This window comes from Pseudoduganella violacea, from assembly GCF_014191875.1.
Taxonomy (GTDB): Bacteria; Pseudomonadota; Gammaproteobacteria; order Burkholderiales; family Burkholderiaceae_D; genus Rugamonas; species Rugamonas violacea_A.
The window spans coordinates 52,026-74,835 of sequence record NZ_JACHXD010000009.1 but is presented as its reverse complement, the minus strand read 5'-3'; the positions used below and the strand labels follow the sequence as shown (position 1 = coordinate 74,835).

Sequence of the window (22,810 nt, the reverse complement as noted above, 5' to 3'; positions counted from 1 at the left end):
AAAGAAACACATCAACCAAGCCGCAGCCCAAGCCATAAAGCTTATTGATCAGGATGTCATTCCGGCGGCGAAATGATCGCCCCATATCGAGGTGTCGACAAGTATGCCGCTCATCGCAAGCGCCATGCCCGTCTGCGGGGAATGTCGGACATTTCGCGAGCGCTCGCGCCTAATGCTGCAAGCCGCTTTGCTGCCGGCACCCGGACAAAGGTTTTGACCGCTTCGCGGAAGAGATCCGCCTTATCCATGGCGGGGTCCGCAAGCTCCAGCGCTTTCTCATACAGCTCATCATCAATCGTCACGGTTGTTCTCATGGTAGAACCCCTGCATCACTGATGAATATATTTTGCGTCAATTTGCGCATCTCGCAAGCTGGATACGAAGAAAACAAAAAAGCCGCGAAAGTTCGCGGCTTGGGGATGGGGCAAAAACGGATCAGACGTTGAACAGGAAGTTCAGCACGTCGCCATCCTTGACCACGTATTCCTTGCCTTCGGCGCGCATCTTGCCCGCTTCCTTGGCGCCGGTCTCACCCTTGTAGGCGATGTAGTCGTCATAGGCGATGGTCTGGGCGCGGATGAAGCCGCGTTCGAAGTCGGTGTGGATCACGCCGGCCGCCTGTGGCGCGGTGTCGCCCACGTGGATGGTCCAGGCGCGCACTTCTTTCACGCCGGCGGTGAAGTAGGTTTGCAGGCCGAGCAGCTTGTAGCCGGCGCGGATCAGGCGGTCCAGGCCCGGCTCTTCCATGCCGAGGTCGGCCAGGAAGGCGCTCTTGTCGGCGTCGTCCAGGTCGGCGATTTCGGCTTCGATCGCGGCGCAGATGGCAACGATCGGGGCGTTTTGCGCCTTGGCGTAGTCGCTCAGCTTGTCGAGCAGGGGATTGTTGCTGAAGCCGTCTTCGGAGACGTTGGCCACGTACATGGCCGGCTTGGCGGTGATCAGGCACAGCGGCTTGATCAGGGCCATCTGGTCGGCGTCCAGCCCCAGCGAACGCACGGGCTTGGCTTCGTTCAGGTGCGGCACCAGCTGTTCCATCAGGGCCACCAGCTTGGCGGCATCCTTGTCGCCGGAGCGCGCTTTCTTCTGCTCGCGGTGGATGGCTTTTTCCACGGTGCCGAGGTCGGCCAGCGCCAGCTCGGTCTGGATCACTTCGATATCGTCCAGCGGGCTGACCTTGCCGGCCACGTGGATCACGTTTTCGTCTTCGAAGCAGCGCACCACGTTGACGATGGCGTCGGTTTCGCGGATGTGGGACAGGAACTGGTTGCCCAGGCCTTCACCCTGGGACGCACCGGCCACCAGGCCGGCGATGTCGACGAATTCGACGATGGCGTTGACCATGCGCTCAGGCTTGACGATCTCGGCCAGCTGGGCCATGCGCGGGTCCGGCACTTCCACCACGCCGACGTTGGGTTCGATGGTGCAGAATGGATAGTTCTCGGCCGGGATGCCGGCCTTGGTCAGTGCATTGAAGAGGGTGGACTTGCCCACGTTGGGCAGGCCGACGATGCCGCATTTGAGACTCATGGAAAACCTTTAATGATAGTGTTCTGCTACGGACGCTGCCGCAAATAGAACGAGATTGTACCGCAGAACGGTCCCGCTTCCCGGTCTGGGCCAAGGGCGGTACATGATATTGTTGCGCGCATCCTGCCACTATTTTGGAAGCCGCGATGAAGAGAACCGAGCAATTCCGCCTGCTGGCGAAATATAACGAGTGGATGAACCTGAAGCTGTACGAGGCCGCCGCCAGTCTGCCGGCGGCAGCGCGCAAGGCCGACCGTGGCGCCTTCTTCGGCTCCCTGCACGGCACTTTGCAGCACCTCGTCGCGGCCGACACCATCTGGCTGCGCCGCTTCGGCAGCCATGCGCGTTTCGCGCAGGTGCTGGCGGACTGCACGGCGCTGGCGCAGCCGCCCAGCCTGCAAGGCGAGGAGATGGCGTTTGGCGCGCTGCGCGAACGCCGCGTCTTCCTCGACCGGCAGATCCTGCGGTGGACGGACGCGCTGAGCGAAGACGATCTGGATCAGACCCTGCAATACCGCAGCATGAAGGGCGCGCCCGGCAGCCGCCCGGTGGACGGCCTGCTGCTGCACTTCTTCAACCACCAGACCCACCATCGCGGCCAGGCCACCACCCTGCTGTCGCAGGCCGGCGCCGACGTGGGCGCGACCGATCTGCTGATCCTGGTGGCCGATCTTTAAGCCGTGTGCAGCTCCATGGTGGCCTTGGTGAAATCGCCCGCCACCGCGAGCGGAAGGATGCGCAGGGATTTTTCGATCGACTCGTCGATCAGCATCTGGTCTTCGCGGCGCGGACGGTGCAGCACGAAGTCGGCCACCGGCTGCGCCAGATTCAGCGTGCGCGGATGGCCGATGCCGATGCGCAGACGCCAATAGTCCAGGGTGCCGAGCGCGGCGCTGATGTCCTTCAAGCCATTGTGGCCGCCGGACGAGCCGCCTTTTTTCAGCTTGGCCGAACCGGGCGGCAGATCGAGTTCATCGTGCACCACCAAGACCTCGTCCGGATTGATCTTGAAGAAGCGCGCCAGGCCGCCGACCGACTGGCCGGAACGGTTCATATAGGTCTGCGGCTCCAGCAGCCAGACTTCCTTGCCGCCGATGGAAGTCTTCGCCATCAGCGCATTGAAGCGCGTTTCACGCTGCAGGCGCGCGCCGGGCAGGGTGTTGGCGAGATTATCGACCAGCCAGAAGCCGGCATTGTGGCGGGTTTGTTCGTACTCGGGACCAGGGTTGCCGAGGCCGACGATCAGGCGGATGGACATGGGATTGCAATCCAGGCAAAAGGCGGATTATACCGCCGCGCCCGGCCAGGCTGTAGGCGCATAAAAAAAACCCCGGCCGAGGCCGGGGTTTTTCATGCTGCGCAGGACTGCGCGGGCAAATTACTTCTTGGCTTCTTCAGCGGCAGCGGCTTCAGCAGCAACGTGGCCAGCTGGCACGGAGGCGGTAGCGATGGTCAGGTTGTTGCCGTGGGTGATAGCGGTCACGCCTTTTGGCAGTTTCAGGTCAGCAACGTGCACGGAGTGGCCGACGTCCACATTGGTCAGGTCGACCACGATGAACTCTGGCAGGTCAGCTGGCAGGCAGGAGATTTCGATCTCGTTGGCGACGTGGCTGATGGTGGCGCCGTGCAGTTTCACTGCTGGGGACACTTCGGCGTTTTCGAAGTGCAGAGCCACTTTCACGTGCACTGGCTTGTTGGCGTCGATGCGCTGGAAGTCAGCGTGCAGCACCAGTTGTTTGTAAGCGTGCATCTGGAAGTCGCGCAGCAGCACTTTCTGTACTTGGCCGTCGATTTCCAGGTCCAGGATGGACGAGTGGAAAGCTTCTTTTTTCAGCGCGTGGAACAGCGCGTTGTGGTCCAGAGCGATGGTCACTGGGGCTTCGGTGCCACCGTAGATGATGCCTGGGGTTTGGCCGGAAATACGCAGGCGGCGGCTCGCACCCGTGCCCTGCAGTTCGCGTTTGAATGCAACTACTTTCATTTGAGACTCCAAAAATAAACAAGGCTTGCGCCTTGCGGTAAGAAGCGTCCCGCGACCAGGACGCTCCGGAAATCGGAGGCGGCAAGCCGTCTCCGGAAAAAACACGACGGCGCCACCGGAAAACCGGTCGCGCCGCCTGAATATTGTGCTTTCGCGGGCCGCTTAGTCCACGAACAGGGAGATCACGGAATCGCCCTTGATGATGCGTTTGAAGGTTTCGGCCAGCAGCGGTGCGCAGGTCAGCTGGCGGATCTTGCCGCAAGCCTTGGCCGCATCCGACAGCGGGATGGTGTCCGTCACCACCAGCTCGTCCAGCGAGGAGCCGGAAATGCGCTCGATGGCTGGGCCGGACAGCACCGGGTGGGTACAGTAGGCGATCACTTTCTTGGCGCCGCGCTCTTTCAGCACTTCAGCCGCTTTCACCAGGGTACCGGCGGTGTCGACCATATCGTCCATGATGACGCAGTTGCGGCCTTCCACGTCGCCGATGATGTTCATCACTTCGGAAACATTGGCTTTCGGACGGCGCTTGTCGATGATGGCCAGGTCGCAGCCCAGGCGTTTCGCCAGCGCGCGCGCGCGCACCACGCCGCCGACGTCGGGCGACACGACCAGCAGGTCTTGATGGTCTTTCTTTTGCAGGTCGCCCAGCAGGATGGGCGATGCATAAATATTGTCAACCGGGATATCGAAGAAGCCTTGGATCTGGTCGGCGTGCAAGTCCATGATCAGGACGCGCTCGACGCCGGCTTCTTCCAGCATATTGGCCACAACTTTGGCGGAGATCGCCACGCGGGCCGAACGCGGGCGGCGGTCCTGGCGGGCGTAACCAAAGTAAGGAATGGCGGCCGTGATGCGGCCAGCGGACGCGCGTTTCAGGGCATCGACCATCAGGATCAGTTCCATCAGGCTGTCGTTCGTCGGGGCGCAAGTCGACTGCAGCACGAAGACGTCTTTACCGCGGACGTTTTCATTGATTTCGACCATTACTTCGCCGTCCGAGAATTTCGAAACGACTGCTTTGCCGAGAGGGATGCCGAGATTTTTTGCGACCCCTTCTGCCAGCGCAGGATTAGCGTTGCCGGTAAAAACCATCAGGTTTTCGTAAGCCATGGGAGTCCCAGGAAGGTAAGCGTTGATTTCTTTGAAAAGTCACCGGGTCCGGCAGATGCCGCATCCGGCGCTGAGCTAAAAGGATACACCAGCGTGACTGGCAGTATCTTTGTTTTTACTCCGTGCCGGACACTTTCAGCATCGACAGATCACAGAGAAAACGGTGGCAGGGGAACAAGGATTCGAACCTTGGTATGCCGGAATCAAAATCCGGTGCCTTAACCAGCTTGGCGATTCCCCTACTCTAAACTGAAGCTTTTCGTCAGTAGGCCAGTATTATACAAGCTATTTAACGTAAAGCCAAATCTTTTTACTCACTTCAACATTTCAGCGATGGGATGCTGTGTCAGCGCTTTAGCTTTCCAAGCAGTCCAGGCGGCAGGCACATTGCTGAGCACTGCATCGGCCTGGGCCTCGCTATCGAAGGCGCAGAACACACAAGCACCGGAGCCAGTCATCCTGGCATCGCCGTAAGCCCCCAGCCATTCTACCGCCTTCGCTACCGGCGGGAACAAGCGGGTGGCCACTTGTTGCAAGTCGTTCTTTCCAAAACCACGGTTATCTTGGCGATTTCCGTAGTGGCTGGAAAAGTCCGTTATCTTAACGAGGGGCGTGTCCCTTGTCAAATACTCGGACGAAAAAATTTTCGCGGTGGGAACCGCGACGCCCGGTTCGACCACCACATACCAGCAGGCGGGCGCGGCGACGGGCTGCAGCGCCTCGCCCACGCCTTCGGCAAAACCGGTCTGGCCGAAGATAAAGAAGGGAATGTCGGCGCCCAGCGGCAGGCCCAAGTCCATCAGCTCTTGCCGGCTCAGACCGGCCTGCCACAGATGGTTCAGCGCCATCAGCGTGGTGGCCGCATCGGACGAGCCGCCGCCGACGCCGCCGCCCATGGGCAGCACTTTTTCGATGCCGATGTCGACGCCGGGCGGCAGCGCGCCGCGCCGTTTCAGCACCTCGGCCTGCAGCAGGCGGGCGGCGCGGATAATCAAGTCCTGCTCTTGCGGCACGCCGGGAATGTCGTTGACGCGGCGCAGCTCATGGTCGGCGCGCAAGTCGAAATGCAGGCGGTCGCAGCGGTCGATCATCTGGAACACGGTTTGCAGCAGATGGTAGCCGTCGGCGCGGCGGCCATTCACGTGCAGGAATAGATTCAATTTGGCCGGGGCCGGGCAATTCTTCAAGCTGCTCATTCGGGACGGATCACAATACGGATGGAAATATCGTCGATGGCTTCGCCGGTGCGGCGTTCGACGTCGATGCGCTTGGGCTTGGGCGGCACGCTGCCTTCCTGCCAAGTGACGTAGCTGAGCTGCCAGCCATCCTTGGTTTGAATAGTATTGACAGCGGGACTGGCGGCAAAGGGCTTGCCATCGGCGCCGATGGCGTGGCCCTGCAGCCAGTCGCGCAGGCCGGCCACGGGCAGCGGCCAGCCCAGGGCCTCGCGGCTTAGCTGGTTGATATCGCGCGCCGAACGCGGCGGGTTCTTGCCATCGTTCAAGGTGGCGCCTTCGGGCGTGACGGCGATAACGGCGATGGTCTGGCCGATCGGCGAGGACAGGGTGATGTCGGTGCGCGCGGCGCTCTGGCGCCATTCGAAGTTGCCGGTCACCGATTCGCGGTTGCCGTCGCGCGTGAAATTGGCCGACATGCTGCCGCGCAGTTCCTGCGCCTCGCTAAACGGCGCCACATGGACGGACGAGAGCGGGCCGCCCGGGGCGGTGGCGCAACCGGCCAGCGCGAGCATGGCAGCGGCGGCGCAGGCGGCCAGCGCGGCGCGGGTATGGGGCATGTAGTCCTTATTATCTTGCTTAGATGCTGGCATTCAGGCGTTCCAGGGTGCTGCGCAGCGCATCGTTTTTCGGGTCTTTGGCGCGCGCTTCGCGCCACAGGCTTTGGGCGCCATCCTTGTCGCCCAAAGCCCACAGCACCTCGCCCAGGTGGACGGCGATTTCCGGATCGTTGCGCAGCTTGTAAGCCTGGCGCAGATACTGCTCGGCCTCTTTCAGCTTGCCCATGCGGAATTGCACCCAGCCCATGCTGTCCATGATGAAGGGATCGCCCGGCGCCATCTGCAAGGCTTTTTCGACCAGGGCTTGCGCCTCGTCCAGGCGCACATTGCGCTCGGCCAGCGAATAGCCGAGGGCATTGTAGGCGTGGTGGTTATCGGGCGCGGCCTCGATGACCCGGCGCAGGATCTGCTCCATCAACTCCAGCCGGCCCAGTTTTTCGGCCGCCAGCGCAAAGTCGTACAACAGCTCGGCGTGGGCGGGGAAGCGCTGCACCGCGCCTTCCAGCACGGCGAAGCTGTCTTCCGACTTGCCGGCGTCGCGCAGCAGTTGCGCTTCGGTCTGCATGATCTGGGCTTGTTCGGCCGGGTCGCTGGTCTGGATCTGGCTCAGCAGGGTGCGCGCCTGGGCCAGATCGCCCTTGCGCGCCGCCAGATGGGCGCGCTTCAGGCGCGAAGTCAGGTAGACGCGCGGATCGTTGCCTTCCACCCGGTCCAGCCAGCCGATGGCGGTGTCGAAATCGCCGCGCTCTTCGGCGATCTGGGCCAGGATCAGCAAGGCTTTCGACGGGTCGCGCTCTTCGCCCTCGCTGCTTTCCAGCACCGCGACGAAACGCTTGAAATACTCTTCCGCTACGGGAATCTCGTTGGCCTGCATCGACATGATGCCGAGCGCGTACAAGGTGGCCGGATTGTCCGGCTGGGCGGTCAGCAACTGCTCGAACTGCTGGCGCGCCTGGCTGTATTGTTTTTGTTCGACCAGCAGGCGGGCATAGGCCGAACGCACTTCGCGCGCTTTCGGATACTTGGCCAGGAAGCCCTTGAAAAGCTGGGTGGCGCCATCCATATCCTGCAAGACCTGGCCCAGGGTCAGCACGGCCAGTTCCGAATCGGGCTTGATGCGCAGCGCTTCCTTCGCCTCTTTCTGGGCGCGTTCGTTGTCGCTATTGGCCGCCGCGCCCTGGGCCAGCACCAGATGGGTTTCCAGCATGCCGTCATACGGCGCCAGCACGCGCTGCATCAGCGCGAAAGCGGCGCCCTTGTCGCGCGCGCGCAGCAGGAATTGCTGCATCTGGAACATGGCTAGGCCGCGCGCGGCCGGCGGCGCCGTTTTCAGGCGCTGGGAAAAGACTTGCTCGCTTTCGGCCAGATCGTCACCCAGCACGGCAAAGCCGAGGAAATATTGGGCCGCCTCGTCCGATTCCGGCGCCAGTTCGCGCCACAGGCGGATGGCGGCCAGCGCCTCATTGCCCTGCTTGGCGGCCAGGGCCATTTCGGCCGAACGGCGCGCCAAGCGCGGGTCGCGCGTCTGCTGGGCCAAGACCATCATGGTGACGTAGGCGCTTTGCCACTGGCCGCGCTTGAAATCGAGTTCGGCCTTGGTCAGTTTGTAGAACAGCTCGCTGGTCAGTTCGACGGCGGGCAGCTTTTCTTCGGCCTGGGCGGCGGCGGCAATGGCTTCCGAGGCCGGGCTTTCAGCCGCCGGGGCGGCCGCGGCCTCCGCTTCGGCCGGCGTGTCCGCCTGTTTTTGTGGCGCAACGGCACATGCCGACAGCAAAGCCGAGAGGGTTACAATGACGAATGCGTTTTTCAAAGGATTGATCCTGCAAATCGGGCTCAAGTCTTGATTTTACGCCCAACCACATGCTTGCGTGCATTTACGAGTCCTCCATGCCTGAATTACCCGAAGTAGAAGTCACCCGTCTCGGCGTTGCGCCCCACCTGGAAGGCCGGCCGGTGCGCGCGGTCGTGCTGCGCCGCGAGGGCTTGCGCTGGCCGTTTCCGGCCGAGCTGCCGCAGCTGCTGGCGGGCCGCACCGTGCTGTCCACCGGGCGGCGCGGCAAATACCTGCTGATCGAGTTCGAGCATGGCACGCTGATCGTCCACCTCGGCATGTCGGGCCATCTGCGCGTGCTGCCGCCCGATATTCCGGCCGATAAGCACGACCATTTCGACCTCGTGGTGGAAGGGCCGCAGGGGCGCGAAGTGCTGCGCATGACCGATCCGCGCCGCTTTGGCGCCGTGCTCTGGCACCCCAACGAGGATGGCGAACTGGACGAGCACATGCTGCTGCGCGGCCTGGGCGTGGAGCCGCTGGGGCCGGCCTTCACGGGCGCCCTGCTCTACCGCCAGACGCGCACGCGCAGCGCCGCCGTCAAGCAGGTGCTGATGGCGGGCGATATCGTGGTGGGTGTGGGCAATATCTATTGTTCCGAGAGCTTGTTCCGCGCCGGCATCAACCCGAAGACGGCGGCCAACCGCATCAGCCCGGCGCGCTACGACCGCCTGGCCCAGTGCATTCGCGAGGTGCTGGCCGAGGCCATCGTGCAGGGCGGCAGCACGCTGCGCGATTTCATCAGCGTAAACGGGCAGTCCGGTTATTTCCAGCAATCGTATTTCGTCTATGATCGTGCTGGCGTGCCCTGCCGCATTTGCGGCGCGCCGGTGCGCCAGATCAAGCAAGGCCAGCGTTCGACCTTTTATTGCGTGAACTGCCAGAAATAATCCCCTGGCGTTTTGGACCATCCAACGTGCGAGGCAAGCGGCATGATGGCGAGAGACCTGGAGCACTACAGCGCATGGCGTCTGGGCGTGGCCAAGACGGTGCAGTCTTACCGCGCCTGGCTGGCCGGCACGCCGCTGGCCGACGCCGCCGCCGAACAGCGCCTGGCGCGCGCGCTGGCGCGCCTGGCCGACGACAAGATGTCGGTGGCCTTCGTGGCCGAATTCTCGCGCGGCAAATCGGAGCTGATCAACGCCATCTTCTTCGCCGATTACGGCCAGCGCATCCTGCCCTCGGCGGCCGGACGCACCACCATGTGCCCCACCGAGCTGAAATACGATCCGGCCTGGCCGCCCTGCATCCGCCTGCTGCCGATCGAGACGCGCGCCTCCCAGCTCTCCACCAGCGATTACCGCGACGATGCCGCCGCCTGGACCATGCTGCCGCTGAACCTGGAGGCGGCCGACGAGATGCAGCAGGTGTTCAAGCAGGTCAGCCGCACGCGCCAGGTGAGCGTGGACGAGGCGCGCCGCTATGGCCTGTATGACGAGAACGATCCCGACCTGGCCGCCACGCTCGACGCGCAGGGCCAGGTCGAAATCTCGCTGTGGCGCCACGCCATCATCAACTTCCCGCATCCGCTGCTGAAGCAAGGCCTGGTGATTCTCGATACGCCCGGCCTGAACGCCATCGGCACCGAGCCGGAACTGACGCTGAACCTGATCCCGCACGCCCACGCCGTGCTGTTCATCCTGGCCGCCGATACCGGCGTGACCAAGAGCGATATCGAAGTCTGGCGCCAGCATATCGGCGGCGGCGCGGGCCGGCTGGTGGTGCTGAACAAGATCGACAGCATGTGGGACGCCTTGCGCAGCGACGCTGAAGTCGATGGCGAGATCGCGCGCCAGCAGGAGCACGCGGCGCATATGCTGGCACTGCGGCCGGACCAGGTGTTTCCGGTGTCGGCGCAGAAGGCGCTGGTGGGCAAGATCACGGGCGACCAGGCCTTGCTCCACAAGAGCCGCATGCTGGAGCTGGAACGCGCCCTGTTCGATGAGCTGATTCCGGCCAAGAAGGACATCATCCGCCAGCGCCTGGCCGACGATCTGGCGGCCCTGGGCGCCGCGCAGCAGGCCATGCTGGCGGCGCGCATGCGCGGCCTGGTCGAGCAGCTGCATGAATTGCGCAGCCTGCGCGGCAAGAACCAGAGCGTGATCGCGCATATGATGCGGCGCGTCGATGCCGAGAAAAAGGAATTCGACGCCAGCCTGTTCAAGCTGCAGGGCACGCGCGCCGTCTTCACCCGCCTGTCCACCGAGCTGTATGACAGCCTGGGCATGGATATGCTGCGCGACCATGTGCACGAGGTGCGCGCGGCCATGGGCAACAGCGCCTTCTCGACGGGCATGCGCGAGGCGGTGCGCGTCTTTTTCGCCGCGCTGCGCGCCGACCTGCAATTGTCGGAACAGAAGGTGGGCGAAATCCACGGCATGATGGATGCAATGTACCGCCAGTTCTCCAGCGAACACGGGATCGCGCTGGCCCTGCCCATGGCGTTTTCGCTGGAACGCTACCGGCAGGAGATCGCCGACATCGAAAACGTTTATCATAAGCAGTTTGGCGCCGCCGCCATGCTGACCACCTCGCGCCTGTCGCTGATGGAGCGCTTCTTCGATTCGATCGCCTCGGCCGTCAAGCGCTGCTTCAAGGCCGCGAATGCCGATGCCGAGGCTTGGCTGAAAGTCATCATGGCGCCGCTGGAGGCGCAGATCCGCCAGCACAAGGAGCAGCTGAAGCACCGGCTGGCCGCCGTGCAACGCATCCACGAGGCCAGCGACAGCCTGGAACAAAAGATCGCCGCCTTCGAGGCCGGCCAGGCGGAATTGGAACAGCAGAAAGCCCGGCTAGCCGAACTGGCGGGCGATATCAGCATCGCCCTGCATGCCGAATTCGTGGCGCTGGATGCCGCCGCATAAATCACAGGAATTGAATTGCTTCACGAAGACTTTGCAGACCCCAGCTTTTCCGCCGCCCTGATCGGCTGGCAGAAAGAACATGGACGCCACACCCTGCCGTGGCAAAACACGCGCGACGCCTACCTGATCTGGCTGTCGGAAATCATGCTGCAGCAGACCCAGGTGTCGGCCGTGCTGGGGTATTACGCGCGTTTCCTGGAGCGCTTTCCCACGCTGCGCGAGCTAGCCGCCGCACCGGTGGAGGATGTGATGGCGCAGTGGAGCGGCCTCGGTTACTACACCCGGGCGCGCAATCTGCACCGCTGCGCGCAGCAGGTGGTGGCGCAGTACGACGGCGTCTTCCCGTCCGACCCGGCCCTGCTGGCGGAGCTGCCCGGCATCGGGCGCTCGACGGCGGCGGCGATTTCCGCCTTTTCCAGCGGCACGCGCGCCGCCATCATGGACGGCAATGTGAAGCGCGTGTTCGCGCGGGTGTTCGGCATCGATACCTTCCCCGGTGAAAAGAAGACCGAGCAAGCCATGTGGCGCCGCGCCGAAGCCCTGCTGCCGGCCAGCGGCATCGAGTCCTATACCCAGGGGCTGATGGACATGGGGGCGACGCTGTGCACGCGCAGCAGCCCCGATTGCGCGCGCTGTCCGATGCAGCAGCGCTGCGTGGCGCACCTGACGCAGCGCACCAAGGAACTGCCGGTGCGCAAGCCGAAGAAGGCGGTGCCGGAAAAGCACGCGACCCTGCTGCTGATCGTGGACCGGGGCGAGGTGCTGCTGGAGCAGCGCGCCGCCAGCGGCATCTGGGGCGGCCTGCTGTCGCTGCCGGAACTCGATGGCCATACGCTGGCCGAGGATGAGGAACAGCCGGAAATCGACCAGGACGCGCTGGCGCGCGCCATGCAGCCCTTCGGCGAAATGGAGTCGCAGGAGCGCTTGATGACGGTCACCCACGTCTTCACCCACTACAAGCTGCATATCGCGCCGCTGCTGATCACGCTGGCGCGCCGCGAAGCGCTGGCCGGCGAAGCGCGCTACCAGTGGCTGGCCACGAACCGCGTGGCCGACGCCGCCCTGCCCGCACCGGTCAAGAAGCTGCTGCTGGAATTGCTGGGCGACCAGGCGAACAGCCAGGCGCGCATGTTTTAACCCGCCAGATGTATCGTAGCGACGGCGGCCGAGATTGAAACGGCCGCCAAGGCTGTGGCGGTCGAGATAAACCAAGTGATAAGCCGGGATTCGAGCTTGGCAATCTGTGTTTCCAATTTCGCCACATCCTCCTTGGTGGCGTAATTGGAGCGGATAACCGCAAGGTCTTCCTTGGTCGCGTAAACCTCCAAATCCTGCTTGGTCGCATAATTGGCACGAATCTGCCCAAGATCGAGCTTGATGTGCGCCACATCCGCTTCCAAGGTAACGAACCGTTCGATGAAGTTCTCGTCCATGATGCTTCATCATTGTCCGCGCAAGCGGCAAGGTCAAGCGAAGCGGACGGCGTGCTTGATATGGATCAGAGTTCTTCCAAGGAGTACAGCCGGCGGTGCACCTGGATGGCGTAGCGGTCGGTCATGCCGGCGATGTAGTCGGCGATGCGGCGCGCCTGCAGGCTGGCGTCGCCGGTCGGTTCGCGGTAGTCGGGCGGCAGCAGGAAAACGTCGGCGGTGAAGGCGTCGTACAGCTCGCGCAGCATGCGGCTCGCTTTCAGGCGCATGCGGTTGACCTTGTAGTGGCGGTACAGATTCTCGCGCAGGAAGCGCTTGAGTTCCGTCGCGTCCTTGCGCATCTGGTCGGAGAAGCGGATCAGCGGCGGCGCGGCACGCACTTCCTCAATGCTGCGCGGCGCGGCTTCGCGGATACGTTCGCCGGAGGTGGCGATCAGGTCGTCGGCCAGCGCCGTGATCAGGCGGCGCAAGGTTTCGTAAATGGCGCGGCGGCCAACCAGGCCCGGATACACCGTCTGCACCTCGCGCCACAGGCGGGCGAAGAAATCCACCTGCTCCAGCTGGGCGATGCTGATCAGGCCCGAACGCAGGCCATCGTCGATATCGTGGCTGTTGTAGGCGATTTCGTCGGCCAGATTGGTCAGTTGGGCTTCCAGCGAGGGCTGGCTGCGGTCGAGGAAGCGCTGCGCCACCTCGCCCAGCAGGCGCGCATTGTGCAGCGAGCAGTGCTTGAGGATGCCCTCGCGCGTTTCGAACATCAGGTTCAAGCCATCGAAAGCGCCGTACTGCTGCTCCAGCTGGTCGACCACGCGCAGGCTTTGCAGATTGTGTTCGAAGCCGCCATGCTCCTGCATGCATTCGTTCAGCACATCCTGGCCCACATGGCCGAAGGGCGTGTGGCCCAGGTCATGGGCCAGGGCGATGGCTTCCACCAGGTCTTCGTTCAGGCGCAGATTGCGCGCCAGCGAGCGGCCGATCTGGGCCACTTCCAGGCTGTGCGTGAGGCGGGTGCGGAACAGGTCGCCCTCGTGGTTGAGGAAGACCTGGGTCTTGTATTCCAGCCGGCGGAAGGCGGTGGAATGGATGATGCGGTCGCGGTCGCGCTGGAACTGGCTGCGCGAGGCGTGCGGGGTTTCCGGGACGCGGCGGCCGCGCCCCAGGTCCGAATGCGCGGCGTAAGGGGCGAGGCTTGCTTCCATGGCGGCTCCGGCTCAGCGCACGCAGGCGGCGATGGTGTCGAGCAGCAGTTCCTGCGGCGCGTTGGTGATGCAGGGACTGCCCACCGGCTTCATCAGGATGAACTTGATGGCGCCGCCCTCGTTCTTCTTGTCGACTTCCATCAGCTCCAGCCAGCGCTGCGTGCCCAGGTCGGGCGCCTGCACCGGCAGGCCGGCGGCGGCCACCAGGGCGCGCATGCGCGCCACGGCATCGGCGTCGATAAAGCCCATGCGTTGCGACAGCTCGGCCGCCATTACCATGCCGCAGCCGACGGCCTCGCCGTGCAGCCAGACGCCGTAGCCCATGCCGGCCTCGATGGCGTGGCCGAAGGTGTGGCCGAAATTGAGGATGGCGCGCAGGCCGCCTTCGCGCTCGTCCTGGCGCACCACGTCGGACTTGATTTCGCAGGAGCGGGCGATGGCGTAGGCCAGGGCGCCCTTGTCGCGCGCCATCAGCTTGCCGATATTCGCTTCGATCCAGTCGAAGAAGGGAGCGTCGATGATGGCGCCGTGCTTGATGACTTCGGCCAGGCCGGCCGACAGCTCGCGGTCGGGCAGGGTTTCCAGGGTCGAGGTATCGGCCAGCACCACGCGCGGCTGGTAGAAGGCGCCGATCATATTCTTGCCCAGAGGGTGGTTGATGCCGGTCTTGCCGCCCACCGAGGAATCGACCTGGGACAGCAGGGTGGTCGGCACCTGGATGAAGTCCACGCCGCGCATATAGCTGGCGGCGGCAAAGCCGGTCATGTCGCCGATCACGCCGCCGCCGAGGGCGATCAGGGTGGTCTTGCGGTCGCATTTATGGGCCAGCAACGCATCGAAGATTTTCATCAGGCTGGACCAGTTCTTGAATTCCTCTCCATCGTCCAGCACGATGGAAATGACTTCCTTGCCGGCGGCGGCCAGCGGCGCGCGCACGCGCTCCAGATACAGCGGCGCCACGGTGGTGTTGCTGACGATGGCGACCTTGCCGCCCGCCACATGGCGCTGCAGCAGCGCGGGATCGTCCAGCAGGGCCGGGCCGATGGAGATCGGGTAGCTGCGCTCGCCCAGATCGACATTGAGAAGGATATTGGATTGTTCGTTCATCGAGGGTTCCGCCTGCGTGACACAGTTCGGCGCCGCCTCGCAGGCAAGCGCGTCGAGCTGGTTCATAATAATCTGAACCATCGATTGTACGTTAGGACGGCCGGTATCGATCACCAGGTCTGCCATTTCTAGGTAGAGCGGCTCGCGCTGCGCCATCAATTCTTCCAGCTTGCGGCGCGGATCGGCCGTCTGCAGCAGGGGGCGGTTCTTGTCGTGGCTGGTGCGCGCCAGAATGCTGTTGATGCTGGCGCGCAGGTAGATCACCGTGCCGCGCTCGCGCAGCACGGCGCGGTTGTCGGGGTTGAGGATGGCGCCGCCTCCCGTGGCCAGCACAATGCCCTCCTCCGCCGTCAGATCGCGGATCACTTCGGCTTCGCGGCGGCGGAAACTCTGTTCGCCTTCGATCTCGAAGATCAAGGGAATGGATGCGCCGGTGCGCGACTCGATTTCGTGGTCGGAGTCGACGAAGCGCATGCCCAGTTTGCGGGCGAGGATGCGGCCTATGGTCGTTTTCCCCGCCCCCATCAGTCCTACCAAAAACACATTTTGCATTCAGCCCCAGCTAGTTCGGATTAGTGCAGACGTTGGCCTTGCCGTATGGGCTGGTCTGCCCCGGCGGTATCAGATCCTTATTATTGTAATCTGTTGCCAGCCCAATCAGGGACACATATCCGACATAGCGTGCTTCCGTGCCCGCCACCTGGCCGCGGATGGTCATGTCCGCATCGACCCAATAGACCCGGTCGCGCGGATAACTAAGAGAAATGGTAGCTTGACCGCGCGCATCGCTGACAGCAGTGGCCGTGATGGTGAGCGGGATGCCCGGGTCGAGGCGGCCATTGCCGTTGATATCCTTGGCGACGGAATAAATTCCGCTGCCGTCGCTATCCTCGTTGGCGCACTGCACATACAGCGAAGGCGCCCAGGGGCCGTCCGAACCCTGGAAGGCGAGGAAGCCTTTGTAGTAGAAACGCGGCTTGATGGAGGCCGTCAGGTTCACGCCCGGCACGGCGGCGCCGGCGGCGTCGCTGACGAAGACCGAGTAATCCATGCGGTAGGTGGCAGCATCCGGGGTCTGCACGGTATTGCCGGTGCCGGCCGAGATGAAGAGTGAGCGTCTGCCCACCGTCAGGCGGGCAATGGCGCTGGCGTTCGAACCGCCGACCAGGCGCGCCATGATCTGCACCCCATCCACCGCCGTGGTGGAGGTGCCGGCCACATAACTGACCGTGGCCGCGCCGTCGCTGCCGGTGGTGACGACCGAGGGCTGGGTCAGCTGGCCGCCACTGGGGTCGGCCAGGATGGAGAAGGCCACTTGCGCGCCCTTGACCAGGTTGCTCGAGACCGAACCGTCGCGCACCACGGCGCGCAGCGCCACCTGCTGCGAGCTGCTGCCCGGCGCGTTGGCCGCCACCACCGCCGGATCGGCTTGCACATTGATGGTGTCCACGCCCGACAGCGGGGCCACGAATTCCGCCGCGCTTTGCGCGGTGGCGCCGCTGGTGGTATCGGTGGCCGTGAGCGTGGCCGGTCCCGGACTGGTGGCTGACAGGTAGGCGCTGCCGTCGCCGCCGCTCAGGGCCAGGGCGCCGCTCAACACCGTGGTACAGCCGGCATTGCTGTAGAAGTTGCCGCGCGAGGTATTCAGGGTCACGGCCGAACCGGTGTCGCTATGCACGGCGACCGGATGGCAGCCATTGATGATGATGGTCTGGCCGCTGACCACCGTCACCGTCAGCACCGAGGCGCTGACGGTGATCGGAGCCGTGGCCGTTTCGCCCAGCGCGCGCACCACGATGGTGTCGCCGCCGGCCGCGCTGGCCGTATAGCTCAGAATCAGCTGGCCGGCCGAATTGGTGACGGCGGCGCCGCCATCCTTGACCACGATCCGGTTGATCGATGAGCTGAAGCTGACCGGCTTGCCGATCAGGGCGTTGCCGGCGGAATCGACCAGCTTGACCGTCACGTCGCTGCTGCCGCCCACATTCACGGTGCCGCTGGCGTTGACCTGCAGCCGGGTGCCGATCACGTTCACCACGGCCGTGGTGGGCGTGGCGCCCTGCACCGAGGCCGTGACCCGGATGGCGCGCGAACTGGGGTCGCCGCCGGTGCTGAGTTTTTCGGTGACGCGGCCATTGGCGTCGGTGATGCGCGAAGTGGTGGTCAGGCTGCCGGAATCAGCCGACAGGTCGACCTTCACGCCTGGCATCACGCTGTTGTTGGAATCCTTGACCAGGGCCACCAGGGCCACTTCGGCGCCGGTGGCGCCGGCCGACTGCAGCGTGCCGGAATCGGCCGTCAGCACCACGGTGGGCGTGGCCGTCACCACCTTGACGGTGACGGTGTTCGAGGTGGCGCCGCCGGCGCTGGCCGTGATGGTGATGTCGCGCGCGCTGGCGTCGCCTTTGACATTGAGTTTTTCCACCACCTTGCCGTCGGTGTCGGTGACGCGGTTGGTGGCGCTGATATTGCCGGAACTGGATTTGAAGCTCACGGTCTCTCCCGGCAACACATTATTGCTGCCGTCCTTGACCACCGCCGTCAGCGTGACTTCGGTGCCATCCTGGCCGGAAGAAGGAATGGTGGCGGCGCTGGCCGTCAGCACCACCGTGCTGGCCTTGGAGGGCTGCTGTCCATTGAGATTCGTGCCGGGGGAGCCGCCGCCGCCGCCGCAGGCGGCCATGAGGCTGAGGAGGCTGAACGAGGCCAGCAGGCCAAGCCAGGTGGGGAGTTTCTGCATGAAGCCAGCTCTGGATGTGCGCATCGGTCTTCCCTCTCGAATAGACAGCGAAAGCTAACGTGCCGACAACCTCTCGGCCACAATCTTGGGCGTGATGAAGACCAGCAGTTCGGTCTTGTCGTTGGTACGGCTATTGTTGCGGAACAGGAAACCCAGCACCGGCACGTCGCCCAGCATGGGCACTTTGCTGACCGTGTTGCGCTCGATCTGCTGGTAGATCCCGCCCAGCACCACGGTGCCGCCGTTTTCCACCATGACCTGGGTCTTCACATGCTTGGTGTCGATGGCGAAGCCGGCCCGCGTCTCCTGGCCCACGCTATCCTTGTTCACATCGACGTCGATCACCACATTGCCATCCGGCGTGATCTGCGGCGTCACCTCCAGGCGCAGATTGGCCTTGCGGAAAACGATGGCGGTGGCGCCGCTGCTGGTGGCGATCTGGTATGGCAGTTCCAGGCCCTGCTCGATGGTGGCGACGGCCTTGTCGGCCGTGACCACGCGCGGGCTGGAGACGATCTTGCCGGTGCCGTCGGCCTCCAGCGCCGACAGTTCCAGGTTGAGAAAGCGGTTGGCGGCCGAGGAGAACAGGCTGATGGCCAGGCTGCCGGCCTGCTGGCCATTGATCGAAGCGGCCGGCAGGTTGATGAACTGGCTGTTGGTATAACCCTGGTCGGTGCGCGGCGTCTGGCCCAGGACTTCGCCGATGCCCGACATATTGCCGCCAATGCCGATGCGGGTATTGCCATTGCCGATCTGCCAGCCGGAATCGCCGCCGCGCAGGGTGCGCAGGTCGGCGAAACCAAGCTTGGCGCCCAGGTTGCGGGTGAAGGAATCGCTGGCTTCGACGATGCGCGCCTCGATCAGCACCTGGCGCGTGGCGATATCGGTTTTCTGGATCAGCTTGCGCACATCCTCGATCTTGGAAGCGATGTCGGTGACGAACAGCTGGTTGGTGCGCGGCTCGATGATGGCGCTGCCGCGCTTGGACAGGATGCGGTTGCGCACATCGGCGCCGCCATCCAGGCCGAACACGGTCTTGAAGGATTCGGCCTTCTGGTAATTGAGCTGGAAGATTTCGGATTTGAGCGGTTCCAGGTCGGCGATCTGGGCGCGCTGTTCCAGCTCCAGCTTTTCCTTGGTCAGCAGCTCCTCCTTGGGCGCGATCCACATCACGGAACCGTTCTTGCGCATGTCCAGCCCCTTGGCCTGCAGGATCACGTCGAGCGCCTGGTCCCAGGGCACTTCCTTCAGGCGCAGGGTCAGGTTGCCGGCCACGCTGTCGCTGGTGATGATGTTCAGGCCGGAGATATCGGCGATCGCCTGCAGGGCGGCGCGCACTTCGACATTCTGGAAATTGAAGGATAGCTTCTCGCCCCGATAGCCCTGGGTGCCCTGGGTCAGCTTGTTCGGGTCTTCGCGGATCGGCTTCACGTCGACCACCAGCTGGGTGTCGCTCTGGTAGACGCTCTGCTCCCACAAGCCCTTGGCTTCGACGGTCACGCGCACATTCTCGCCCTGCGGCACGGCGGTGACGCGCTGCACCGGCGTGCCGAAGTCGGTCACGTCGATGCGGCGGCGCAGGGTTTCCGGCAGGCCGGTGCGCAGGAAATCGACCACCACCCCGGTCGCGGTCTGGCGCACATCGACCGCCACCTGGTTGTTGGGCAGATCGACCACCACCCTGCCCTCGCCATTGCTGCCGCGCCGGAAGTCCAGGTCGCGCAACATCTGCTTGCCCGTTGCCGCCGCCGCAGGAGCGGCGACGACGGGCGCCGCGGCGGGCGGCGCCTGGGCGGCGCTGCCCTGGCGCTGGGCGGCGCTGGCCGGCAGGCCGCTGGCGTCGACCGCCGTCGCCACGCCGCCCGAGCCCTCGATGGTGAGGATCACATTATTGCCGTCGACGGCGGTGGCGTAATTCAGGCTGCGCTTCAGATTGAAGACCAGGCGCGAACGTTCGCCCACCTGCACCACGGTCACGCTGCGCAGGTCGCCCAGGTTCAGCTCCTGCATGGTCTTGCCGGTGGCATTGACGGTGGTGCCGAAATCGAGCGCGATGCGGGAGGGATTGGTGATGGCAAAGCCGAGCGGCGGCTTTGCCGGCGCGTTGCGCAGGGCGATCTTGACGATCACGTTGGAGCCCTGCTGGTTGGCCGTGATCGATTCGATGGCATTGCCGGCCGGCGCCTGGGCCAGGGCGGGCGCGGGGGCCAGGGCCGCGGCGCCCAGCAGCGCCAGCGTGGCGCCGGCGCGGCGCAGTCCCCGCGCCAGGGTGTGGATGGCGGTCATGGCTTGCTCTCCTTCTCCTGCAACTCCAGCTTCGACGTGCGTTCGACCCAGTCGCCGGCCGCATCCTGTACGATTTCCTTCACATTCACCGCGTCTTCCGTGATGCCGGTGACCAGGCCGAAGTTCTGGCCCAGATGCTGCCCGGTCTGCACGTGATGGATGGCGCGGTCGATCTGCAGCAGCGCGTACGTGGTCCGGTCTTTCTGCAGGACGCCCACCATCTTCATGGTATCGAGCGGGAAGCTCTCCAGGAACTCCTTGCGCCGCTGCATATCGGGCTGGATGCCGCCGCCGGAGCGGCTCTTGGCCAGCTCGATCAGCAGCTTGGCGGGACTGAAGGGATCGGGCGCTTCGGCCGAGGCATAGGCGAAGGGGATGAAGGTCTTGGGCTCGGCCAGGGGCGGCACCGCCACCTTGGTCTGGGCGTCGATTTCCTTCATCCACTGCCGCACTTCCTGCTCGTCGCTGTCGCCGCAGGCGCCCAGCAGCGGCAGCAGCAAGGCCAGGCAGGCGGCGCGCGCGTTCATTTTTTATTCCCCTTCTTCTTGTCGGCCGCCGCCTTGCGCTGGGCCGCCACCTCATCCTGGTCCAGGTAGCGGAAGGTCTTGGCCACCGCCTCCAGCACCAGGGAGCCATCCTTGGCCGTGTTCAGGTTCATATTGTTGAGGGTGACGATGCGCGGCAGATTGGCCATATCGCCGGCGAAGGAGCCGATATCGTGGTAGCGCCCCGCCACCTTGATATCGATGGGCAGTTCGGCGTAATAATCCTTGACCACCACCTGGCCGGGACGGAACAGCTCGAACTGCAGGCCGCGTCCCAGGCCGGCCTGGTTGATGTCGGACAGCAGGGCCGCCATCTCGGCCTTGCTGGGCAACTGCTTCTCCAGCCGCACCACATACTGGTCGACCTGCTGCTTCTGCGCGATCAGGGCGTCGAGATTGACGGCCTGCGCCACCTTGATCTTGTACTCGTCGCGCAGCTTGAGTTCGCGCGCGGCGCCGGTTTCCTGCTCTTCGAACTGGCCGCTCCAGTAGCCGAAGTAACCCAGCACCATCACCGCCACCGTCACGCCCAAGGCGCACAGCAGGCGCGGCGCCAGCGGCCACTGGCCCGGATGCACGCCTTGCAGCCCGCGGAACTGCGCCGCCAGTGTCTCGCCCAATTGTTTCAGGTCGGTCGCCATATGCGCTCTGCCTCAGGGTGGGGCCGCCTTGGCCGCATTGCCGGCGGGCCCCGGCTTGGCGCCGGGCGTACTCTCTTCCGGCTTGTCCTTGTCGCGCGGGCGCTTGATGCTGACGATCAGGTTGAACTCCACCACCTTTTTCGTGCTCTTGCCCTGGGCCAGATTGGCCGCGCGCACTTCGATCAGATCGGGCTTTTCCAGCCAGGGCGAGGCGCCCGCCAGATTGCGCAGCAGTTCCGAGACGCGTTCCTGCGATTGCGCATAGCCGCCCACCGTCACGCGCTGGCCGTCCTGCTTGAAGCCTTTCAGGTAGACGCCGGACGGGGTCTGCTTGACCAGTTCGTCGAGCAGATACACGGGCTGGTTGCGGTCGCCCTGCAAATCCTCGACCGCCTGCTGGCGCGCCTTGAGCGCCTCGATTTCCTGCTTCAGGGTGGCGATGGTGGCGATCTTCTTGTCCAGCTCCGCGATGGCCTTTTTCAGTACCTCGTTGCGCTGGTCCTGGATAGCGATGGCGCGCGCGTTGTAGCCACCCACCAGCAGCACCAGGGCCACGCCGAGCAGGCCGCCCAGGGTCAACAGGGCAAAGAAGGAGGCCTTCCTCTGCTTGCGTTTTTCCTCGCGGTGCGGGAGCAGGTTGATGCGTATCATCAGCCGAACCTCCGCAGCGCCAATCCGCAGGCCACCAGATACGCCGGCGCGTCGCCGCGCAGCTGCTGCTCGCGCACGCCGGCCGCCAACTGCATGCCCTTGAACGGCGACAGCACGGTGCTGGAGATCTTGCTGCGGCTGGCGATGATATCGAGCAGGCCGGGAATCAGGGCGCAGCCGCCGGCGAGGTAGATCTGGTCGACCTTGGTATAGGGCGTGGAGGTGAAGAAGAACTGGATGGCGCGCGTGACTTCGAGCGCGGCGCTCTCCAGGAAGGGCGCGAGGATGTCGGCGGCGTAGTTTTCCGGCAGCTCGCCGGAGCGCTTGCGCGCCTCCGCCTCTTCATAGGACAGGCCGAAGGAGCGCACAATGTCCTGGGTCAGCGAGTTGCCGCCGAAAGGCTGCTCGCGCTCGTAGATGGTCTGCCCGTCCAGCATCACCGAGATATGCGTGACCTGGGCGCCGATCTGGAACAGGGCGATGACCTGGCCGGCGCCGCCTTCCGGCAGTTGGGCCACGATGCGGTCCAGCGCGGCGCGCGCGGCGTAGGATTCGATATCCATGACGCTGGCCTTCAAGCCCGAGGCTTCGCCGATGGCGACCCTGTCCTCCACCTTTTCGCGGCGGGCGGCGGCCAGCATCACTTCGATATCGTCGGGCGAATTGCCGACCGGGCCGATGACGTCGAAATCGAGGCTGACCTCATCCAGGGCGAAGGGAATGTACTGGCTGGCTTCCGATTCGACCTGCACTTCCAGCTGTTCTTCGGACATGCCGGCCGGCAGGATGATCTTCTTGGTGATGACGGCGGCGGGCGGCATGCCCAGCGCCACATGGCGCGCGCGCGTGCCGCTCTTTTTCACGACGCGGCGCACGGCGTCGACCACCTGGTCCATGTTCTCGATATTGCCGTCGGTGACCGCGCCGCGCGGCAGCGCCTCGGTGGCGCAGCGCTCCAGCCTCACGCCCTCCTTGCCGGCATCGCTCAATTCCACCAGCCGCACGCTCGAGGTGCTGATGTCGATGCCGACCAGCGGCGGATGGCCGCCACCGAACAGGGTCTTGAGGTCTACCATCACGAGCATGTCCCCCTTGGTTCA

Annotated in this window: 21 protein-coding genes and 1 tRNA gene; 4 read left to right on the top strand and 18 right to left on the bottom strand. The window is 64.3% G+C overall.

Translation table 11 applies throughout. From position 1 onward, the window contains the following. Positions 1 to 110 precede the first annotated feature (110 nt). Positions 111 to 314: a type II toxin-antitoxin system VapB family antitoxin gene (locus FHS03_RS16345; RefSeq protein ID WP_183441986.1), complete on the bottom strand. Its 204-nt coding sequence runs from the start codon at positions 312 to 314 to the stop codon at positions 111 to 113. 121 nt (positions 315 to 435) lie between these two features. After that, entirely contained in the window at positions 436 to 1,527 is a 1,092-nt protein-coding gene (ychF, locus tag FHS03_RS16340; protein ID WP_183441985.1) for a redox-regulated ATPase YchF, read from the bottom strand. Between the two features lie 146 nt (positions 1,528 to 1,673). On the opposite strand from ychF, the gene FHS03_RS16335 reads away from it, so the two are divergent. Continuing rightward, positions 1,674 to 2,204 carry a DinB family protein gene (locus FHS03_RS16335; RefSeq protein ID WP_183441984.1) on the top strand — a complete coding sequence of 177 codons (531 nt, stop codon included), beginning with the start codon at positions 1,674 to 1,676 and terminating at the stop codon, positions 2,202 to 2,204. Here FHS03_RS16335 and pth read toward each other — a convergent pair. The 7 genes from pth to FHS03_RS16300 form a co-directional block, all read right to left on the bottom strand. Continuing rightward, positions 2,201 to 2,785 (bottom strand): aminoacyl-tRNA hydrolase, encoded by a 585-nt coding sequence (gene pth, locus FHS03_RS16330; protein ID WP_183441983.1) that lies wholly within the window; start codon positions 2,783 to 2,785, stop codon positions 2,201 to 2,203. The two genes, FHS03_RS16335 and pth, sit on opposite strands and share 4 nt — an antisense overlap. Positions 2,786 to 2,905: 120 nt before the next feature. Next, positions 2,906 to 3,508: a 50S ribosomal protein L25/general stress protein Ctc gene (locus FHS03_RS16325; RefSeq protein ID WP_183441982.1), complete on the bottom strand. Its 603-nt coding sequence runs from the start codon at positions 3,506 to 3,508 to the stop codon at positions 2,906 to 2,908. 162 nt (positions 3,509 to 3,670) lie between these two features. Continuing rightward, positions 3,671 to 4,621: a ribose-phosphate pyrophosphokinase gene (locus FHS03_RS16320; protein WP_050409716.1), complete on the bottom strand. Its 951-nt coding sequence runs from the start codon at positions 4,619 to 4,621 to the stop codon at positions 3,671 to 3,673. Between the two features lie 164 nt (positions 4,622 to 4,785). Continuing rightward, positions 4,786 to 4,862: transfer RNA gene (locus tag FHS03_RS16315), tRNA-Gln, on the bottom strand. 73 nt (positions 4,863 to 4,935) lie between these two features. Next, a complete protein-coding gene (gene ispE, locus FHS03_RS16310) occupies positions 4,936 to 5,817 on the bottom strand; it encodes a 4-(cytidine 5'-diphospho)-2-C-methyl-D-erythritol kinase (RefSeq protein WP_183441981.1) in 882 nt (293 codons plus the stop codon). Next, the gene (locus tag FHS03_RS16305) at positions 5,814 to 6,416 is read right to left on the bottom strand and encodes an outer membrane lipoprotein LolB (RefSeq protein ID WP_183441980.1); all 603 of its coding nucleotides are present in this window, start codon (positions 6,414 to 6,416) and stop codon (positions 5,814 to 5,816) included. The genes ispE and FHS03_RS16305 overlap by 4 nt, the downstream gene beginning before the upstream one ends. 19 nt (positions 6,417 to 6,435) lie before the next feature. After that, the gene (locus FHS03_RS16300; protein WP_183441979.1) at positions 6,436 to 8,226 is read right to left on the bottom strand and encodes a tetratricopeptide repeat protein; all 1,791 of its coding nucleotides are present in this window, start codon (positions 8,224 to 8,226) and stop codon (positions 6,436 to 6,438) included. 77 nt (positions 8,227 to 8,303) lie between these two features. Here FHS03_RS16300 and mutM point away from each other — a divergent pair, with 77 nt between their 5' ends. The 3 genes from mutM to mutY are packed head-to-tail and all read left to right on the top strand — an operon-like array spanning position 8,304 to position 12,248. Beyond that, complete coding sequence (gene mutM, locus FHS03_RS16295; protein WP_050409719.1) at positions 8,304 to 9,137, top strand: bifunctional DNA-formamidopyrimidine glycosylase/DNA-(apurinic or apyrimidinic site) lyase; 834 nt, start codon at positions 8,304 to 8,306, stop codon at positions 9,135 to 9,137. Between the two features lie 45 nt (positions 9,138 to 9,182). After that, entirely contained in the window at positions 9,183 to 11,111 is a 1,929-nt protein-coding gene (locus FHS03_RS16290; protein WP_183442197.1) for a dynamin family protein, read from the top strand. Between the two features lie 15 nt (positions 11,112 to 11,126). Then, the gene (mutY, locus tag FHS03_RS16285; RefSeq protein WP_221208166.1) at positions 11,127 to 12,248 is read left to right on the top strand and encodes an A/G-specific adenine glycosylase; all 1,122 of its coding nucleotides are present in this window, start codon (positions 11,127 to 11,129) and stop codon (positions 12,246 to 12,248) included. Here mutY and FHS03_RS16280 read toward each other — a convergent pair. The 9 genes from FHS03_RS16280 to FHS03_RS16240 all read right to left on the bottom strand — a co-directional run bounded on the left by FHS03_RS16280 (position 12,245) and on the right by FHS03_RS16240 (position 22,786). After that, a complete protein-coding gene (locus tag FHS03_RS16280) occupies positions 12,245 to 12,544 on the bottom strand; it encodes a hypothetical protein (protein WP_183441978.1) in 300 nt (99 codons plus the stop codon). The two genes, mutY and FHS03_RS16280, sit on opposite strands and share 4 nt — an antisense overlap. 65 nt (positions 12,545 to 12,609) lie before the next feature. Next, positions 12,610 to 13,740 carry a deoxyguanosinetriphosphate triphosphohydrolase gene (locus FHS03_RS16275; RefSeq protein WP_183441977.1) on the bottom strand — a complete coding sequence of 377 codons (1,131 nt, stop codon included), beginning with the start codon at positions 13,738 to 13,740 and terminating at the stop codon, positions 12,610 to 12,612. Between the two features lie 12 nt (positions 13,741 to 13,752). After that, positions 13,753 to 15,399 carry a bifunctional shikimate kinase/3-dehydroquinate synthase AroKB gene (gene aroKB / locus FHS03_RS16270; RefSeq protein WP_183441976.1) on the bottom strand — a complete coding sequence of 549 codons (1,647 nt, stop codon included), beginning with the start codon at positions 15,397 to 15,399 and terminating at the stop codon, positions 13,753 to 13,755. Between the two features lie 10 nt (positions 15,400 to 15,409). Then, positions 15,410 to 17,587, bottom strand: a complete 2,178-nt coding sequence (locus tag FHS03_RS16265) for an Ig-like domain-containing protein (protein WP_183441975.1) — start codon at positions 17,585 to 17,587, stop codon at positions 15,410 to 15,412. Between the two features lie 54 nt (positions 17,588 to 17,641). After that, entirely contained in the window at positions 17,642 to 19,873 is a 2,232-nt protein-coding gene (locus FHS03_RS16260; protein WP_183441974.1) for a type IV pilus secretin PilQ, read from the bottom strand. After that, the gene (locus FHS03_RS16255; protein WP_183441973.1) at positions 19,870 to 20,400 is read right to left on the bottom strand and encodes a pilus assembly protein PilP; all 531 of its coding nucleotides are present in this window, start codon (positions 20,398 to 20,400) and stop codon (positions 19,870 to 19,872) included. The genes FHS03_RS16260 and FHS03_RS16255 overlap by 4 nt, the downstream gene beginning before the upstream one ends. Beyond that, positions 20,397 to 21,059, bottom strand: a complete 663-nt coding sequence (locus tag FHS03_RS16250) for a type IV pilus inner membrane component PilO (protein ID WP_183441972.1) — start codon at positions 21,057 to 21,059, stop codon at positions 20,397 to 20,399. Before FHS03_RS16250 ends, FHS03_RS16255 begins: the two co-directional genes overlap by 4 nt. A 12-nt stretch (positions 21,060 to 21,071) precedes the next feature. Next, complete coding sequence (locus FHS03_RS16245) at positions 21,072 to 21,710, bottom strand: PilN domain-containing protein (protein WP_183441971.1); 639 nt, start codon at positions 21,708 to 21,710, stop codon at positions 21,072 to 21,074. Continuing rightward, positions 21,710 to 22,786 carry a pilus assembly protein PilM gene (locus tag FHS03_RS16240; protein WP_183442194.1) on the bottom strand — a complete coding sequence of 359 codons (1,077 nt, stop codon included), beginning with the start codon at positions 22,784 to 22,786 and terminating at the stop codon, positions 21,710 to 21,712. The genes FHS03_RS16245 and FHS03_RS16240 overlap by 1 nt, the downstream gene beginning before the upstream one ends. Between the last annotated feature and the right edge of the window lie 24 nt (positions 22,787 to 22,810).